The organism is Paenibacillus sp. FSL R7-0189, assembly GCF_037969925.1.
Lineage (GTDB): Bacteria > Bacillota > Bacilli > Paenibacillales > Paenibacillaceae > Paenibacillus_AQ > Paenibacillus_AQ odorifer.
On the sequence record NZ_CP150223.1, the window covers coordinates 4724940 to 4743327 of the forward strand.

The 18388-nt window shown below is 45.9% G+C and carries 20 protein-coding genes; all 20 read left to right on the top strand.

The genetic code is table 11. From position 1 onward, the window contains the following. The first annotated feature begins 36 nt into the window (after window positions 1–36). The gene (locus tag MKY63_RS20540) at window positions 37–906 is read left to right on the top strand and encodes a heptaprenyl diphosphate synthase component 1 (protein ID WP_036676391.1); all 870 of its coding nucleotides are present in this window, start codon (window positions 37–39) and stop codon (window positions 904–906) included. Between the two features lie 3 nt (window positions 907–909). Then, window positions 910–1662 carry a demethylmenaquinone methyltransferase gene (locus MKY63_RS20545; RefSeq protein ID WP_094901689.1) on the top strand — a complete coding sequence of 251 codons (753 nt, stop codon included), beginning with the start codon at window positions 910–912 and terminating at the stop codon, window positions 1660–1662. After that, window positions 1655–2527: a UbiA-like polyprenyltransferase gene (locus tag MKY63_RS20550; protein ID WP_036676227.1), complete on the top strand. Its 873-nt coding sequence runs from the start codon at window positions 1655–1657 to the stop codon at window positions 2525–2527. Before MKY63_RS20545 ends, MKY63_RS20550 begins: the two co-directional genes overlap by 8 nt. Next, a complete protein-coding gene (locus MKY63_RS20555; RefSeq protein ID WP_036676229.1) occupies window positions 2527–3129 on the top strand; it encodes a flavin prenyltransferase UbiX in 603 nt (200 codons plus the stop codon). The genes MKY63_RS20550 and MKY63_RS20555 overlap by 1 nt, the downstream gene beginning before the upstream one ends. A gap of 4 nt (window positions 3130–3133) precedes the next feature. Next, a complete protein-coding gene (locus MKY63_RS20560; RefSeq protein ID WP_076101474.1) occupies window positions 3134–3994 on the top strand; it encodes a menaquinone biosynthesis protein in 861 nt (286 codons plus the stop codon). Beyond that, window positions 3991–4959: a polyprenyl synthetase family protein gene (locus MKY63_RS20565; protein ID WP_036676233.1), complete on the top strand. Its 969-nt coding sequence runs from the start codon at window positions 3991–3993 to the stop codon at window positions 4957–4959. Before MKY63_RS20560 ends, MKY63_RS20565 begins: the two co-directional genes overlap by 4 nt. Before the next feature lie 99 nt (window positions 4960–5058). Then, window positions 5059–5502, top strand: a complete 444-nt coding sequence (gene ndk / locus MKY63_RS20570; protein ID WP_036676234.1) for a nucleoside-diphosphate kinase — start codon at window positions 5059–5061, stop codon at window positions 5500–5502. Between the two features lie 27 nt (window positions 5503–5529). Then, on the top strand, window positions 5530–6333 hold the full coding sequence (locus tag MKY63_RS20575; protein WP_036676236.1) for a protein-glutamate O-methyltransferase CheR: 804 nt from the start codon (window positions 5530–5532) through the stop codon (window positions 6331–6333). A gap of 105 nt (window positions 6334–6438) precedes the next feature. Continuing rightward, window positions 6439–6600 (top strand): hypothetical protein, encoded by a 162-nt coding sequence (locus MKY63_RS20580; protein WP_169744788.1) that lies wholly within the window; start codon window positions 6439–6441, stop codon window positions 6598–6600. Window positions 6601–6792: 192 nt separating this feature from the next. Then, on the top strand, window positions 6793–7962 hold the full coding sequence (gene aroC, locus MKY63_RS20585; RefSeq protein WP_036676238.1) for a chorismate synthase: 1170 nt from the start codon (window positions 6793–6795) through the stop codon (window positions 7960–7962). 2 nt (window positions 7963–7964) lie between these two features. Then, entirely contained in the window at window positions 7965–9068 is a 1104-nt protein-coding gene (gene aroB, locus MKY63_RS20590; RefSeq protein WP_076147355.1) for a 3-dehydroquinate synthase, read from the top strand. After that, on the top strand, window positions 9062–9436 hold the full coding sequence (gene aroH, locus MKY63_RS20595; RefSeq protein WP_036676241.1) for a chorismate mutase: 375 nt from the start codon (window positions 9062–9064) through the stop codon (window positions 9434–9436). Before aroB ends, aroH begins: the two co-directional genes overlap by 7 nt. Before the next feature lie 432 nt (window positions 9437–9868). Further along, window positions 9869–11434, top strand: coding sequence for an anthranilate synthase component I (trpE, locus tag MKY63_RS20600; RefSeq protein WP_036676243.1), 1566 nt, complete (start codon window positions 9869–9871; stop codon window positions 11432–11434). A 41-nt stretch (window positions 11435–11475) separates the two neighbouring features. Next, window positions 11476–12516, top strand: coding sequence for an anthranilate phosphoribosyltransferase (trpD, locus tag MKY63_RS20605; protein ID WP_170914202.1), 1041 nt, complete (start codon window positions 11476–11478; stop codon window positions 12514–12516). Then, window positions 12506–13336 (top strand): indole-3-glycerol phosphate synthase TrpC, encoded by an 831-nt coding sequence (gene trpC, locus MKY63_RS20610; RefSeq protein WP_036676246.1) that lies wholly within the window; start codon window positions 12506–12508, stop codon window positions 13334–13336. The genes trpD and trpC overlap by 11 nt, the downstream gene beginning before the upstream one ends. Next, window positions 13329–14006: a phosphoribosylanthranilate isomerase gene (locus MKY63_RS20615; RefSeq protein WP_076147357.1), complete on the top strand. Its 678-nt coding sequence runs from the start codon at window positions 13329–13331 to the stop codon at window positions 14004–14006. Before trpC ends, MKY63_RS20615 begins: the two co-directional genes overlap by 8 nt. Further along, window positions 14003–15202, top strand: a complete 1200-nt coding sequence (gene trpB, locus MKY63_RS20620; protein WP_076101466.1) for a tryptophan synthase subunit beta — start codon at window positions 14003–14005, stop codon at window positions 15200–15202. Before MKY63_RS20615 ends, trpB begins: the two co-directional genes overlap by 4 nt. Next, window positions 15199–16023: a tryptophan synthase subunit alpha gene (gene trpA, locus MKY63_RS20625; protein WP_076147359.1), complete on the top strand. Its 825-nt coding sequence runs from the start codon at window positions 15199–15201 to the stop codon at window positions 16021–16023. The genes trpB and trpA overlap by 4 nt, the downstream gene beginning before the upstream one ends. Before the next feature lie 60 nt (window positions 16024–16083). Continuing rightward, the gene (gene hisC, locus MKY63_RS20630; protein WP_076141350.1) at window positions 16084–17181 is read left to right on the top strand and encodes a histidinol-phosphate transaminase; all 1098 of its coding nucleotides are present in this window, start codon (window positions 16084–16086) and stop codon (window positions 17179–17181) included. Window positions 17182–17227: 46 nt separating this feature from the next. Then, window positions 17228–18322: a prephenate dehydrogenase gene (locus MKY63_RS20635; protein ID WP_036676253.1), complete on the top strand. Its 1095-nt coding sequence runs from the start codon at window positions 17228–17230 to the stop codon at window positions 18320–18322. Window positions 18323–18388 lie beyond the last annotated feature (66 nt).

Genomic DNA, 18388 nt, shown 5'->3' on the forward strand with positions numbered 1-18388 from the left:
GAATTATTATTAATGTCAATGGCTTCGGAGGCTGAAATGAAACCGTACTGCATACCGCAACTGGCAAAACCCTACACCGACTACGACATGATTCAGAAGCATACGGATTTGCCGCCGTTTTCTGATGGCCGGGGTCATTTGTTATATATTTTTCTAAACCATGGATCTTCTGTTAAAGGAAATGCTGGTGAGTTGTATACGCTCGTAACAGCACTTATTCAACTTGGACTAGATACACATGAGGTAATTGACCGCTCGAATGATAGACGCGGTGGAGATCCTATGCGTTCCCGTCAATTAAAGGTATTGGCTGGCGATTATTTCAGTAGCTGGTTTTACCATCTGCTTGCAAAGAGTGATCAAATTGAGATGGTTGGAATCTTGAGTAAGGCGATTGCTGATTTTAATGTCTTGAAAGCGAACCTCTATGTGAAGATGAGAGGAATCCGTCTTTCGGCTGAACAATACTTGCGGCACATGGTACAGCTCAATATGCGGCTGTTCCTTTCTTTTACACCCATGATCGAGAATTCCTTAGTGGAGTTGTGGGAGAAGTTATTGACAGAATTCAGTCAGTGCGAAACTGTTGCCATAGAGCTTCAGCGTTGTGATAACCTTGAGAATGCTAGCAATGGTTATTGCTACTGGAAGATGCTGGAGTCAGCGACAGAGGAAGAACGCAAACAGCTTCAAGACCAGAACCTTGATCAGAAGGACTGGAAGATGCTGAAGATGAAATATAAATGTGATTCTCTGCTGACGGACAAGCTCCATCAGTCGATTCAGTCGATTCAGGGACTATTACAAAGCGTTAAAGACGAAAGCCTGCTTAGAGAGCTTGAGATAGCGCTGGATCGTATTCTCCTGCAGATGAAAGTCTCAGGACAAGCAGCCGTGGAGGGTTAGTGGATGACTATGGACAAAACTACAACTGCTGTGGGTGATAACAGCAAGCCGAAGGAACAGTTTGTGCACTCGGTGTTTGAGAGTATTGCAGGTAAATATGATTTGATGAATGATATCTTAAGCTTTCGCCGCCATAAGGCTTGGCGCAAGTTCACGATGAAGAAGATGGGCATGAAGCGCGGGGATTCAGCTGTAGACTTATGCTGCGGCACTTGCGATTGGAGCATTGCCTTGGCAGAAGCCACACAGACAGGGAATGTGATAGGACTTGACTTTAGTGCTGGCATGCTTGAAGTGGGGCGCCGTAAGGTGGAGGAGCGCAAGCTTCAGGACCGGATCTCTCTCGTACAGGGCAATGCTATGGAGTTGCCTTTTGAAGACAACGCATTCGATTATGCAACGATTGGTTTTGGACTCCGCAACGTACCGGATCTTGTTCAAGTGCTGAACGAGATGAAACGCGTGGTAAAACCCGGAGGAATGGTGGTCTGCCTGGAGCTTTCCAAGCCGATGAAACAACCGTTTAAAGGTATCTATTTCTTTTATTTTCAGCGTGTACTTCCATTGCTGGGCAAGTTATTCGCTAAAAGGTATGAGCAATACAAATGGCTGCCAGAATCGCTGGCGCTGTTCCCTGACCGGGAGCAATTAGCTGCTATTTTCCGTGAAACCGGACTGCAAAAAGTGGAATCCTTCCCCTTGACCGGAGGCATCGCGGCATTACATATTGGGCTCAAGGAGAACGGGAATGTTTAAGAAAATCGGTATCTTTTTACAAATGATCAAGTTTGAACATACGGTATTTGCTTTACCTTTTGCTTTTATGGGCGCTTTACTTGGTTCCGTTGTCATGTCTGGCACGCTACCTTCCTGGAGCCAGATTGGTTGGATCGTAGTGGCTATGTTTGGGGCACGGAGCGCTGCTATGGGGCTGAATCGACTGATTGACCGGATAAGTGATGCTAAGAATCCTCGCACAGCGGGAAGGGCTATTCCTGCAGGATTATTGAAGATCGGTGAAGTCGTCATTTTTATTGGCATTTCGTTTTTCTTACTCTTTTGGGCAGCCTTTAAGCTGAATCCTTTGTCGGCCAAGCTCTTGCCAATCGCAGTTTTCCTTCTTGTTATTTATTCATTTACGAAGCGCTTTACATGGGCTTGCCATCTTATCCTCGGTCTGACCATTGCGCTTGCACCTTTAGGCGGTTGGGTAGCTGTGACCGGTAGCGTGAATTGGACTTCAATGGTATTTTACTTCACTATTGTGTTTTGGACTGCAGGTTTTGATGTAATTTATTCTTGTCAGGATGTTGAGTTTGATCTAAAAGAGGGCTTGAAGTCCATTCCGGTTCGGTTCGGGGTTCAAGGTGCACTCATTATTGCCCGCGTATTTCACATTCTCACGGCGATTGGATTCGTATCGTTGCTGTTTATGACGGATTTAAGCTGGTGGTATGTAGCAGGCATGATCATCGCATATATTATTCTCTTTTATGAGCATTACATTGTATCTCCGAGTGACCTGAGCCGTCTGCAGACTGCTTTTTTCACTATGAACGGCGTATTGAGCATCGTAGTGTTCTCTTTCACTTTGATTGACTTGGTGGTGCAGTTCTACTAATGACGCTTACTAAACCGAAAAATATCGTGGTTGGAATTACAGGAGCAAGCGGTGCGATATATGGTGTTCGTCTAACTGAAACCTTGCTGTCACTAGGCTACTCCGTGCATTTGGTAGTTAGCAATGCGGGCTGGCGCGTATTTAAAGAAGAACTTGGCTATATCGCATCAGACCGGGAGGGCTTTTTGAACGAAAGGTTCAAAGGCTATCCCGGTTCTCTGCTTTATCATCCTGTTGCGGATATCGGCGCATCCATTGCAAGTGGTTCGTTTCGTGTGGAAGGGATGATTATTATGCCTTGCTCTATGGGAACATTGTCCGCGGTAGCGAATGGGACCTCTGATAATCTGATGACACGTGCTGCTGACGTTATGCTCAAGGAAGGACGCCCACTGGTGCTTGTTCCTCGTGAGACTCCACTGCATGCCATTCATCTAGAGAATATGTTGAAGCTGTCCCGTCTGGGAGTTCGGATGATTCCCGCAATGCCGGCTTTTTATTTCGGGCCGCAAAGTATGGATGATCTGATTAATTTCATGGTGGGCAAAGTGCTTGACAGCTTTAATATTGAACACAATTTATTTCGAAGATGGGGGGATTGAAAGGATGGACAATAACAGCCACACCATCATCGGCAAAATCAGCTATACCAACTCATGGCCGGTATTTCACAATTTTCATCCCTCTGCATTAAAATATCCTGCAGAGATGGTGAGTGAGGTACCTGCCATTCTTAATCAGGGGATGAGCCGTGGAACTATTCATGTAGGTGCGTTATCCTCTTTTGCTTATGCTGAGGCCAGTGACAAATTATTACTACTACCTGATTTATCGGTTAGCGCGGACGGTCCTGTGAGATCAATATTCCTTTTTTCTAGGGTGCCATTTGCTCAGATTGGTAGCGGTAAGATTGCTGTTACGAATACTTCTGCAACCTCGGTAAATTTGCTGAAAATTTTAATGGAAAAAGCTTTTGGCAATAAACCGGAATATATTAGCGCTAATCCTGATTTGGATGCCATGATGCATGAAGCGGATGCCTGCTTATTAATTGGTGATAATGCTATTAAAGCCTCATGGCAGGATCAAGGTTATATCGTTACTGATCTAGCTGAGGTTTGGAAGGAATGGACGGGCTTAGGGATGACCTTTGCGGTCTGGGCAGTGAACCGAAAGGCTGCTGAGGACAAACCGGAGGCTATTTCTGAGATTGCAGAGGCTTTTGCCGAGAGTAAAATGCGGGGATTGAGAGATTTAGATCCTATTGTACAAGCAGCTTGTTCTAACATTGGAGGAACAAAGTCTTATTGGGAAGGGTACTTCCGCAATTTATGTTATGATTTTGGAGAAAGGCAGCAGCAAGGTTTGAACCTCTATTTCCGCTATGCCTATGAGATGGGCCTGCTGCCGCAGGAAGTGAAGATGGAGATTTGGAGCCATAAACTGTTGACACGGGTGAAAGAATGAAACGACTGCAAATATTCGGATTACTGAACAGAGATATGGATCAGATTGAAAAAGAGCTGTACCGCAGTGTACAGGGGGATGACGATCTGCTTACAGAAACCTCCCTGCATTTATTAAAGGCAGGCGGCAAAAGATTACGTCCCGTATTTGTCCTGATGGGCGGGAAATTCGGTAAGTATGATCTGGAAAAGCTGAAACGGGTAGCGATACCGTTAGAGTTGATCCATAGCGCTTCACTGGTCCATGATGATGTGATCGACGATGCAGAATTGCGCCGTGGTGAACTCACCGTAAAAGCAAAATGGGGCGATAAAATTGCCATGTACACTGGTGACTACATATATGCAAAAGCGCTGGTTATGACTACGGAGCTGAAGAATCCACGAATTCATCAAATTCTGTCTAAGGCGATGATCGAAATGTCGATCGGAGAGATGGAGCAGATTCGTGACTTTTTCAACAGTGAGCAAAGTGTACGTCATTATCTACGGCGTATCCGCCGCAAAACAGCCCTGCTGATTGCAGTTAGCTGCCAACTCGGCGCACTTGCTGCTGAGGCAGATCCAGAAGTAGCTCGCCTGCTTTATAATTATGGATATAACGTGGGTATGGCGTTCCAGATTCGTGATGATTTACTGGATCTCTCAGGCACAGAGAAACAGATCGGTAAACCTCCGGGCAGTGATATGCGTCAAGGAAACATTACACTTCCAGTGATTTATAGTCTTGAGGATGAGCGGCTGCGCGAGTCATTGCTTGAGGAACTGAAGTCTATACGTGAGGGCCATAGCACGGTAGGACGTGCGATTGATCTTATACTTTCCGGAGACGGAATCGCCCGCTCTGAGGAGCTCGCTTCACGTTATATTGACAAGGCGCTGGCGGCGCTGGAACAATTGCCTAATAATAAGACTAAGCGCAATCTGCGTGATATTGCTTATTTTATAACAGGAAGAAGTTATTGATCTTCTGGTGAGATTGAAATTAAACGTTTCCAGAAAGCAATGTTTCTGTTAAGATAGCGTCAAAACAACCCTTCAAATGGGAAAATGGAGAGTGCTTCTATGGAAAAGACGTATCTGATGGTCAAGCCTGATGGAGTTCAACGTGGATTAATAGGGCGTATTGTTACCCGCTTTGAGGATAAGGGGTTTAAATTGGTCGCTGCTAAGCTGATTACAGTTAGTGAGGATCAAGCGAAAAGACATTATGCTGAGCATGCAGGCAAAGACTTTTTTTCGGAGCTGGTCTCTTTCATCACTTCAGGTCCAGTGTTTGCAATGGTATGGGAAGGCGATGATGTTGTAACGTTATCCCGGACACTCATAGGCAAGACAAAAGTTGGAGAAGCTCTGCCAGGCACGATTCGTGGCGACTTTGCCAGCCATACACCACTTAATCTAATTCATGGATCAGACTCGCCTGAAAGTGCAGAACGGGAAATTGCTAATTTCTTTGCTCCAGATGAACTGAATCAGTATAACAAAGACATCGCAGTCTGGATGTAAGGTCCAGGTGGGAGGCAGGGGATTAACATGTCTGATCGTAATGTTGCAGCATTAACAACAGATCCGGATTATAGCGGATTTATTCACAACGTTAAACAAAGCACCGGAATTGATCTGGCTCAATATAAAGAAGCGCAGATGAAGCGGCGTTTGACGACTCTTCGGATGAAGAATGGGTATCATACCTTCAGTGATTTTTTTGCAGCGATGATGAAAAATAAGGACTTATTTTATGAATTTTTAGATCGAATGACGATCAATGTCTCTGAGTTCTGGCGGAATCCGAATCGCTGGGAAGTTTTGCGGGATATTATCCTTCCTGACCTCCAGCAGTCAGGCCGCAAATTAAAGCTATGGAGCGCGGCGTGTTCCACTGGCGAAGAGCCTTACACGCTGGCTATGATTTTGTCGGACAAGAATATATTGGCGCAAACAGGCATTCTTGCCACTGACATTGATGATGGCGCTTTATCTAAAGCAAAGCAAGGTCTTTATTTGGAACGTTCTTTAAAGGATGTGCCAAAAGACGTGGCAGCACGTTACTTTACACCGGAAGGCCCTGTTTTCAAGGTCAGCGATTCACTTAAGAAAAACATAGATTTCCGCAAACAGAATCTGCTCTTGGACAAGTTCGACGAAGGTTTTGATCTTATTATTTGTCGCAATGTAATGATCTATTTTACTGAAGAGGCGAAGAACAAGCTCTATCATAAGTTTTCGGCTAGCTTACGTCCGGGTGGTTATTTGTTTGTGGGTAGCACAGAGCAAATCTTTACACCGGCTCAATACGGTTTTGAATCGACGGAAACTTTTTTCTATCGTAAAAAATAAATATTTTTTGCTCCTTCGCCATTAACTTCAAAGGTATACTTTCGCAAAAGTTCAGTGATACTGGATAGTAGAATCTGTACGCTAAGTGAAAGGAAAGTTAAACCGATGGACAAAAGCAAGGTCATTGCCGCGTACAAACGAGGCTTTATCACCGTTCGTGAGTGCGGGCAAATTCTCGGTGTGGAAGAAATGCAATTGGAGCGCCTTCTGCAGCTGGAAGAGCGTAAGTCTACATTCCCTCCACCAAGTCAGCGGCTCGGCAGCTAACAAGCTGAGGACCCAGCCGAGGAGCGCCATTCATACTCTTAAGGGTATGGATGGCGCTTTTTATTTCGATATACATAGAGTGTTTCTAGGGAGAGCCCTTTCTTGTCAAAGCGGATTCCCTATACTATAATGAGCAAAGATCATAGGATTTTAGCGGTTTACAGTTTAAAAGTATAAAAGGGGGAAGACATCATGAGTTTACGCTATTTAACAGCGGGGGAAACGCACGGCCCCCAGCTAACGGCTATTATTGAGGGATTGCCAAGTAATTTAACTTTGGATTTTGAAGAGCTTAACTTTCAATTGCATCGTCGACAAAAGGGATACGGACGTGGACGCCGCATGCAGATTGAGAAAGATACGGCACAAATAGTCGGTGGAGTACGTCACGGCTATACTACAGGTGCTCCGGTAGCCTTGGTAGTAGAGAACAAGGATTGGACTCACTGGAAGAACATAATGAATATTGAACCTATTCCAGGCAGTGATGAAGAAAAACGCCGGGTAAATCGGCCGCGTCCTGGACATGCAGATTTGAATGGTGGATTGAAGTACAATCATACGGATCTTCGCAATGTTCTGGAGCGCTCCAGTGCCCGCGAAACAGCAGCCAGAGTTGCATGTGGCGCTGTAGCCAGACAGCTGCTGGCAGCTTTTGGTGTGAAAGTAGCAGGCCAAGTCATTCGTATTGGTGAAATTGAAGCGCCTGCAAATGATCTGCCTATCGATGAGCTGATTGAACGCACAGAACAGTCTTCTGTCAGAGTTGTCGACAAAGAAACGGAACAGAAAATGGAGGCTTACATAGATCAGATCAAGGAAGAGGGCGACTCCATCGGTGGAATCGTTGAATGTATCGTCGAAGGACTGCCCATCGGACTTGGCAGCTATGTACAGTCAGACCGGAAGCTGGACGGTGCGATCGCTGGGGCAGTGATGTCGATTAATGCCTTCAAAGGCGTTGAAATCGGCATTGGGTTTGAAGCAGGTAAATTGCGTGGATCGCAAGTCCATGACGAAATTATGTATGAAGCTTCTAAAGGATACTATCGCGCAAGCAATCGTTTAGGCGGTTTTGAAGGCGGGATGACGAATGGTATGCCGATAGTGGTTCGTGGTGTTATGAAGCCTATTCCTACCTTGTATAAGCCACTTCAAAGTGTAGATATCGATACGAAAGAACCTTTTACAGCTCAAGTAGAACGTTCGGATGCATGTGCAGTTCCAGCGGCATGTGTGGTTCTGGAAAGCGTAGTGGCATGGGAAGTTGCCAAAGCTTTTCTTGATAAATTCGGCGGGGATTCTCTCGAAGAAATTAAAGCGAACTATGAAAACTATCTTGCACAATTGGAGAGTTATTAATCATGCGTACGATCAATGTAGATTTAGGAGATCGTTCTTATCCAATTCACATCGGTAGTGGTCTGCTGCAGAACATTGGCCAGTACTGTGCTGAGGCTGGACTGTCCACTCGCAGCCCACTACTGGTTGTGAGTGATAGTGAAGTAGCTCCACTGTATTTACCGTCGCTTGAAGAAGCTCTACGTCAGCAAGGCTATACCGTAGTCAGCCATATTATGCCGGCAGGGGAAGCATCCAAATCATTAACCGTGTATGAAGAGGTTATGACGACCGCGATTCAAGCGGGACTGGATCGCAACTCAGCTGTGTTGGCTTTAGGTGGCGGGGTTGTTGGTGATTTAGCTGGTTTTGTAGCAGCTACCTACATGCGCGGAATAGGATTTCTACAAATTCCAACGACGATTCTAGCCCATGACAGCAGCGTAGGCGGCAAAGTGGCTGTCAATCATCCACTAGCCAAAAATATGGTTGGTGCGTTCTATCAACCTTCGCTGGTGCTTTACGATTTGGATACCCTTCGCACGCTTCCGCCACGCCAAGTCTCTTCTGGCCTGGCCGAAGTAGTGAAGCATGGTCTGATTACGGACAAAGAATTCGCATATTGGTGCCGTGAACATGCTGATGAGCTGCTTGCTCTGAATGCTGAAGCACTCGGCTATGCCCTTGAGCGCGGTTGTGCAATCAAGGCTCATGTCGTAGCGAACGATGAACGTGAGCATGGACTTCGGGCGATTCTGAATTTAGGACATACGATCGGACATGCTATTGAAGCGGTTGGCGGATATGGCGTATTTTTGCACGGTGAAGCGATTGCGATTGGTATGGCGGGTTCGGCGCTGCTGGCTGTAAAGCTTGGACATGATCGATCCATTTATGAGGATACAGTATCTATGTTATCTGCACTTTCATTGCCTATACAGCTTCCTTCTGAATATGATGAAGCTGAGCTAATGGAAGCAATGATGCATGATAAGAAATTCAAAGAAGGCAGAATGACTTTTATTGTGCCTGATGCCATAGGAGCCGTAAGCATTGTAAACGATGTACAGGAATCGCTTGTGCGAGAGGTTCTCGCAGAGCTTAAAAAGGAGGGGAAACCGTGGTAAATCGAGGGATTCGCGGAGCAACTACCGTGATTAATAACGAAGAAACAGAGATTTTGCGTGAAACCGTTGTGCTGCTGCGGGAGATCGTAGAACGTAATGATGTTATAGCTGAGGATATTAGCAATGTATGGATTACGATGACCAATGATCTGGATGCTACTTTTCCGGCAAGAGCCATTCGTGAGATTGAGGGCTGGGAAATGGTGCCACTTATGTGTTCAACGGAGATCCCTGTTAAAGGCAGTCTGCCGATGTGTATTCGGTTAATGGTGCAGTTTAATACGGATAAATCACAGCGTGAGATCCGCCATGTATATCTGAATGAAGCTCAGAAGCTTCGTCCGGATTTGTCGCAGAGTAAGTCTTAAATTTGAGTTGTGGGTTGTCAATGACCCTTGTCATCATGTATAGTGTAATTAGCCGAGTATAGAAGAGTTTAGTTGAGTTGAGATGAGTATAGTTGAGCAGAGTGCAAGAAATTTTTGCGAATATAAGAAAGTATAAGCTTTGTTCTATACATTCTTATATTTCACGCATATACGCTTACCGTCCTTATAAGGACGCTGAAGACGTTTATGCCTGATTAGCAGTTTTTGTGTACGCAGAGTCTTTATTTTGATATGTACTGGAGTGTTATTTCACATCCGTGATGTATCTTATTTAGAGATAAGTCTGTAGGCACAACATAACGATGCTGATCATTGCTCAAAAACATATACTTACTTACACAAACCCTCTACTTTGGTAGAGGGTTTTTCTGTGTTTCGGAAAGATTTATATAACTAAGGGGGCATCTAAAAATGACGAATCCGAGTGTTCAAGAGGTGGTAAAGCTGTCGCAGGATTATAATCTGATTCCTGTTGTGAAGCGGCTGCTGGCTGATATGGAAACACCTATCCGGTTATTCCAACGTTTTGCTGAACGTGACCGCGCGTTCTTACTAGAAAGTGTAGAGGGCGGCAAACAATGGGCCCGGTATTCGTTCATCGGCAGCGATCCCTTTTTAATGATATCGGGAAAAAAGGGTGCAATTAACGTAGAGATCGACGGTAAGAAAAAACAGCTGCATGGAAAGCCGATTGAGGAGCTTAAAGCACTGCTTCGTTCATACCGTAGCCCTAAGCTGGATGAGATGCCGCCATTTACTGGAGGAGCTATCGGATTTTTTGGATATGATCTGCTGCAATATTATGAGAAGCTGCCTGAGCATCCAGTAGATGATCTCCAAATGGATGATATCCGGTTTATGTTCTGTGATCGCATCATTGTTTTTGATCATGTGAAACAACAAATTCTCCTAGTTGGCAACCTGCATGTTAAAGACGGTGATACGGACTCAGATATCAAATCTAATTACGAAAGCTTAAGTCGTAAGCTTGAGGATATGGCCGAAGAGCTGCAAAAGGAAGGGCCAAAGGAAAATGTGAACCGCCGCAGCATTCCGCAGGATATTGAGCTGGGTGAGATTCATTCCAACCTGACTAAAGAACAATATATCAACAACGTAGAACAAGCGAAGGAATACATTCGGGCTGGCGATATTTTTCAAGTGGTGTTGTCGCAGCGCCTGCATATTGAAACGGAGGTTTCTCCACTGCATGTATACCGGATGCTCAGGACGCTTAACCCATCTCCATATATGTATTATTTGAAAATGGATGAAGAGATTATTGTTGGAACCTCACCGGAAGCGCTCGTAAAGGTAGATGGAAACCGTGTGGAGACACGGCCGATTGCCGGAACAAGACCAAGAGGTGAAAGTGAAGCTTCGGATCGTGCTTACGCCGCGGAGCTGCTGGAGGATGAAAAAGAACGTGCAGAGCATTTGATGCTAGTTGATCTAGGTCGTAATGATCTAGGAAGAGTGTCCAAATTTGGTTCTGTAAAATGCGACTCCTTTATGGAAATTGAAAGATACTCTCATGTCATGCATATGGTATCGAATGTGTCAGGCACGCTTAGCGAGGATAAAGATTTCTTTGATGCCTTTCTCTCCTGTCTGCCAGCCGGTACTGTCTCAGGAGCACCTAAGCTACGGGCAATGGAGATTATTGCTGAATTGGAGCGAGAAGCCCGTGGTGCTTATGCGGGGGCGATTGGATATTTGGGATTCTCGGGAAATATGGATTCATGTATCACCATCCGTACAATCATCTTCCGTAAGGGCAGAGCATATGTGCAGGCTGGGGCGGGTATCGTTTGGGACTCGGTTCCGGAGAAAGAGTATGAAGAGACGGTGAATAAAGCGAAGGGCATGCTAAAAGCTATTCGTATGGCAGAGGCTATGTTCCCACCCGAGATAAAAGAGAAACAAGTCATCAATCAAGATTACATGTACACATATACCCCTGAACAGGTGGTTTGATTAATATAAAAGATTACATTAAGGCTGGGAGGATGAACATTATGGATGCAACAAAATTGATACAATCAGGAATCGCTGGACTAATCGAAGGCAAAAGTCTGACACGTGGAGAAGCACGGGATATAATGGGTGCAATCATGCTGGGAGATGCTTCTCAGGCGCAAATCGGATCACTGCTGACCGCTTTACGGATTAAGGGAGAGACCGTGGAGGAAATTACGGGGTTTGCGGAAGCCATGAGAGGTTTCGGCACACCTGTCCTTACTGAAAAAGCGCGTCTGCTAGATACATGTGGTACGGGCGGTTCCGGCATCCATAAGTTTAATATTTCTACCGCCTCAGCGATTATTTCATCAGCGGCTTCTGTACGAGTTGCCAAACATGGCAACCGCTCAGCTTCCGGTAGAGCAGGAAGTGCAGATGTACTTGAAGCTTTGGGCGTCAACATTCATCTAAATGCGGATCAGGCTCGGGAATGCTTGGATCGAATCGGCATTTGTTTTTTATTCGCGCAAATCTATCATCCTTCGATGCGGCATGCGGCGGCACCGCGTAAAGAGCTTGGAGTGCGGACGATTTTTAATATGCTTGGTCCGCTTACGAATCCCGCGGGTGCTGACCGTCAGCTGCTGGGGATTTATGATCGGAATAAGACAGAGACGGTGGCTAATGTACTGAAGGAGCTGGGGTCCAAGCGTGCGATGGTTGTTAGCAGCTTGGATGGTCTGGATGAAATCAGCATCTCGGCCCCTACATTAGTGTCTGAGCTAAAAGAGGGCACCGTAACCACGTATGAGGTAACGCCAGAGGCATTAGGTCTTAACAGACATCCACTGGAAGCTGTGCTGGGTGGAGATGCAGCTGAAAATGCGGCGATTATTACCTCGGTCCTTCAAGGGCAGATTAATCCTTATCGCGATATCGTTCTTGCTAACGCCGGAGCCTGTATATATGTTGCTGGTCTGGCAGATACCATGGCCGGAGGCGTAGAGAGAGCAAAAGATGTAGTGGATTCAGGCAAGGCATTATCCAAGCTTAATCAGCTTGTAGCTATGACGGAGGAACTTAATTATGTATCTTGATAAAATTGTCGCGACTAAGATTAAAGAGGTTGAATTGCTCAGTAAAAACTTTTCGTTGGCACAAGCAGAGCGTGATATTGCGCTTCTTCCGGCAACAAGAGGCTTTCGTAAGGCTCTGACCCAAGGGAAGAACAGAGATATGGGCTTGATCGCTGAGGTGAAGAAGGCTTCTCCTTCCAAAGGGTTGATCCGTGAAGATTTTGATCCTGTTTCCATTGCAAAAGGATATGAAGCTGGAGGCGCTGATTGTTTATCTGTTCTGACGGACACAGAATATTTCCAGGGCAGCGCAGCTTATCTGCAGCAAGTGAAGGAAGCTGTAAATCTGCCGCTGCTTCGCAAAGATTTTATTATCGATGAGAAGCAAATCTACGAAGCACGTCTTCTCGGAGCGGATGCCGTGTTGTTGATCGTCGCTATTTTGACACCGGCACAACTGTCTCATTTTATAGATATAGCTTCAGGGCTTGGATTGGATATCTTGATTGAGGTGCATGACCGAAATGAACTGGCGGTTGTACTGAGCACAGAAAAGATAACCCAACCTAACGTCCTGCTAGGAATTAATAACCGTAATCTACGTACCTTCGAGACCTCTTTGGAGACAACAGCCGAGCTGGCAGCTCTTGTGCCGCAAGGTGTTCCAGTGATCAGCGAAAGTGGAATTTCCGGGTCAAAAGACATCGGCTACCTAAGAACTACTGGTGCTCACGGAGTGCTCGTTGGGGAGTATCTAATGCGTCAAGCTAACGTAGAGGATGCGGTTAACGGTTTGCTCGGTGAGCTTCCTAACGGAAAGGACCGTGTCCGGCATGGCTGAGACATTAGTAAAAATCTGTGGACTTCAGGACGTTGAAGTGCTAAAATCTATGTTACACTTACCACTAGATTATATCGGATTTGTTTTTGCACCTAGCCGCCGGAAGGTATCCATAGAGCGTGCTGCCGAACTGATTGCAGAACTTCCAAATTGGAAGACTGGTGAAATTCCTAAGGCTGCAGGAGTTTTTGTTAATCCGGAGCTGGATGAGTTGAAGGAATTGTTGTCTGTGGTGCATTTAGATGTAATTCAGCTCCATGGACAGGAGAGCCCGGCTTTTTGCCAGCAGGTTCGCCAAGCTTATCCACAGGTTCAGGTATGGAAGGCACTGTCCGTTGCTGATCAAGAGCGGGATAAAGCTGAAAATGAATATACCTTGGAAGATTACGCAGCTGCAGTAGATACGGTTTTATTAGATACTTATGATCCATTGCAGAGCGGCGGCTCTGGCCGAACCTTCGCATGGAACAAATTACCTGAGTACCAAGAAATTGCAGTACGACATGGCTTGCCCTTGTTTGTGGCTGGAGGGCTTCATTCAGATAATGTTGGTGAATTGCTTGATACCTATGTCCCGTATGGGGTAGACGTATCGAGTGGAGTAGAGACTGACGGCATTAAGGATATTCAAAAAATGACAGCTTTTGTGGAAAGGGTGAAGCAATCATGATACAAGTACCGGACCAGCATGGACGTTTCGGTTCATTCGGAGGCCGCTTCGTGCCCGAGACTTTGATGAATGCATTGATTGAGTTGGAGGAGGCCTACCGTAAGTTTTCGGCAGATCCAGCTTTTCAGGAAGAAATAGATTATCTATTAAAGCAGTATTCCGGACGGGAGACCCCGCTGTATTATGCGGAACGTCTGAGCAAACATCTGGGAGAAGCTAAAATATATTTGAAGCGTGAAGATTTGAATCATACAGGTGCCCATAAGATTAACAACGCGATTGGTCAAGGGATTTTGGCCAAAATGATGGGAAAAACGAAGGTAATCGCTGAGACTGGCGCGGGTCAACATGGTGTAGCCACAGCTACAGTTGCAGCTCTGCTAGGTATGGAATGTAAGGTGTTTATGGGGGAAGAGGATACGCGCCGCCAGGCCCTTAATGTATTCCGGATGAAGCTGCTTGGTGCAGAAGTGATTCCCGTTACTTCCGGATCGCGCACTTTAAAAGATGCCGGCAACGAAGCGCTTCGCTACTGGGTTAGTAATGTAGACGATACCTTCTATATATTGGGTTCAGCTGTAGGACCGCATCCTTATCCGATGATGGTCCGTAACTTTCAGCGGGTTATTGGGGATGAAACACGGCGCCAGATTCTGGAGGCTGAAGGAAGGCTGCCGGATCTGCTCGTAGCTGCTGTAGGCGGTGGCAGTAATGCCATCGGTATGTTCTATCCATTCGTTGAGGATGAAAGTGTCGGTATGATTGGTGTAGAGGCGGCTGGTAAAGGCATTGATACCCCTTTTCATGCGGCAACAATGAGTAAAGGAACTCATGGCGTATTCCAGGGTTCGATGAGTTATCTCCTGCAGGATGAGCATGGACAAGTAACAGAAGCACATTCCATCTCCGCAGGCCTGGATTATCCTGGTGTGGGTCCTGAACACTCCTATCTAAAAGATATCGAACGCGCAAAATATGTACCGATTACAGATGCAGAGGCGCTAGATGCACTGAAGCTGCTTTGCGTAACGGAAGGTATTATTCCAGCGTTAGAATCAGCACATGCGATAGCTCATGTAGTGAAATTGGGTCCAACCCTTACCAAGGATGATATTGTTGTCATCTGCCTGTCAGGCCGGGGAGACAAAGATGTAGAATCCATTATGGCGTATACAGAAGGGAAGGGAACTGAATGACAACCCAAACTACAAACCGGATGGATTTGGTATTCCGGAAGCTTAAAGCTGAGAACCGGACCGCATTGATTCCTTTTCTGACTGTTGGAGATCCAGATTTGGAGACTACTCTTGCCATCATTACTGAACTGGAGACAGCAGGTGCAGATATTCTGGAGCTGGGAGTACCTTACTCTGATCCGCTTGCAGACGGCCCTGTAATTCAGAGAGCATCTGCCCGGGCACTGCGGGGTGAAGTTCACCTGCGCACTTGCATGGAGACCGCGCTAAAGGCTCGTCAAGCCGGCAGCAGTTTGCCATTTATCTTGTTTTCTTATTACAATCCTATCCTGCAAATGGGTCTTGATACGTTTTTTGCTGATCTGAACAAGCATGAAATTAGTGGACTTATTATCCCGGATCTTCCCGTTGAGGAATCAGCGGAGATGCGGCGCCGTAGTGATGAAGTTGGAGTCAACCTCATTCCTTTAGTTGCACCAACCTCAAGCGAACGTATTGCAAAGATTGTATCCGGTGCGAGCGGGTTTATCTATTGTGTATCTTCATTAGGGGTGACTGGAGAAAGATCCTCTTTCCATGCGGATGTAGAAGCCTTTATTGCTTCCGTTCGTCAAGCTACGGATCTGCCAGTGGCTGTAGGATTTGGGATCTCTACTGGCGAACAGGTTGCCCGTTTTGCTCAGATTTGCGATGGTGTTGTAGTAGGGAGTGCCATTGTCCGCAAAATAGAAGAAGTAATTCCGCTGCTCGATCATCCTGCTACGCGGAATGAGGGGCTGTTGCAAATTCGAGAATTTGTGGCACAATTAAAAAGACCATAACAGTGTCATTCTGACCTGTGTATAGTGGAGTAATCAACTATGGAGAGCGAGGACTATTCAATGAATCCAAAACCGAATATAGTTAATCTCCCTGTCTACAAACCAGGGAAACCTATAGACGAAGTCAAGAAGGAGCTTGGCTTAAGTGAGGTTATTAAGCTTGCATCCAATGAGAACCCGTATGGAGCTTCACCGAGTGCAAAAGAGGCAATTCTAGCAGAACTTGAGAATCTTTATCTTTATCCGGACGGCTCAGCCGTTGAATTGACTTCAGCACTTTCCAGCCGTCTTGGCGTAAATAACGACAATATTATTTTTGGCTGTGGCTCAGATGAGATTATTGCACTTATTGCTCGTGCCTTTTTCTTGCCAGGTGATGAGACCATCATGGCGGACCAGACCTTCTCCGTGTATAAGAGTAACGCAGACATCGAAAGTGCGGTATCTATTGAGGTGCCACTTGTAAAAGGGACACATGATCTGGATGGAATGCTGGCCCGTATAACAGACCGTACTAAGGTTATCTGGATCTGTAATCCAAATAACCCAACAGGTACGATTGTACCAGAGGAAGCTTTGGTTTCTTTCCTGGATGCTGTGCCTTCCAATGTAATGGTTGTCCTTGATGAGGCATACTGTGAGTATGTAACAGATCTTTCATACTCCAATGGCATCCAGTTACTGACTCGTTACAAGAATTTGGTTGTGCTTCGTACATTCTCCAAAATTTATGGCTTAGCTGCATTGCGTATTGGATACGGTGTTGCGAGTCCTGAGATCATTTCGTTGATCAACAAGGTACGCGAGCCATTTAATACCTCTCGTCTTGCTCAAGCTGCAGCTCTTGCTGCTTTGATTGACCAAGATTATGTGCAGGAATGCCGTCGTCTTAATAGCGCGGGTATTGTTCAATTGCAAGGTGAATTCAAACGCCTGGGCCTAGAATCCTTCCCGGCACACGGTAACTTCATTATGGTAGATGTTCGTAAGCCTGCTGCAGAGGTCTTTGATGCTTTGATGCGTAAAGGAATCATCGTAAGAGCAGGTCATCAGGTTTATCCGACTTATATTCGGGTTACTGTGGGCTCGGCTGAGCAGAATACAGCTTTTATCACCGCGCTGGAACAAACTCTTATAGAGAGTGGAGTACGCGCCTAGTAATAACAGCAAGTCAAGACTAAAGAAGGCAGGTAGTTCAAAGAACATGACGACAAAAATAGCAATATTCGGTGTCGGTCTGATCGGAGGCTCACTGGCCCTTTGCTTTAAAGGCAAGGAGGGCCTGACCGTCGTTGGCCATGCCCACCGTCCTGAATCCGCGAGTAAGTATATTAGCAGAGGTGTGGTCGATAGTGCCACATTGTCTGTGGAGGAAGCGGCAATCGATGCCGATTTCATTTTTTTATGTGTGCCGGTGGGTATGCTAGAGGATTATTTGCAGCAGTTAAGCAAATTGCCGCTCAAGCCCGGCTGCATCATTACAGATGTTGGAAGTACGAAGGCTAGTATTGCCGCATGCGCGGTCTCTTTGGATATTCCTGGAGTACATTTTATCGGCGGTCACCCTATGGCAGGATCAGAGCGTTCAGGTGTTGAGGCAGCTTCATCGCTGTTGTTTGAGAATGCCTATTACGTATTAACGCCTCCACCGGGAGTGCCAGACGAGGCTTATCATGCGTTGGAGTCCTTACTCCACCTTACTAGAGCGCAGATTGTACGCCTTAATCCAGAACGTCATGATGAGATTGTAGGCGCCATTAGTCATTTACCACATATAATTGCCGTTGCACTGGTAAATCAGATTAAAGCTTATGATGATACTGACTCCTTGTATAGTACGTTAGCTGCAGGGGGCTTTCGGGATATTACACGGATTGCGTCCAGTGATCCAATTATTTGGCGTGATATCTTGTTAAACAATCGTTCAGTGATGCTTCGATTGTTGAAGGATTGGAACGAGGAAGTTTCTTCTTTTGTTCGTTTGCTGGAAAGTGAAGATGGTGTTGGGATTGAAGAGGCATTTCATGAAGCTAATGGCTTCCGTAGTCAATTGCCTGAACGGCGTAAAGGTATGATAGCACCTTTATTTGACCTACATATTGATGTACCCGATCATCCGGGGATTATCGGTCGTATTGCTACAGAGCTGGGGGATCAAGGAATTAACCTTAGCAACGTACAAATTATCGAAAGCCGTGAAGATGTGCCGGGGATTATGCGTCTCTCTTTCCGTCAGGAGAACGATATGGAGCGGGCGAAGATCCTGTTGCAGCATCATGATTATACGGTATACGTGTAGTATTAAGGTTCGCTCAGGTTCATTTTCAAATCGTAATAAACAGCAAAACAGCGATCCTCATGTTGA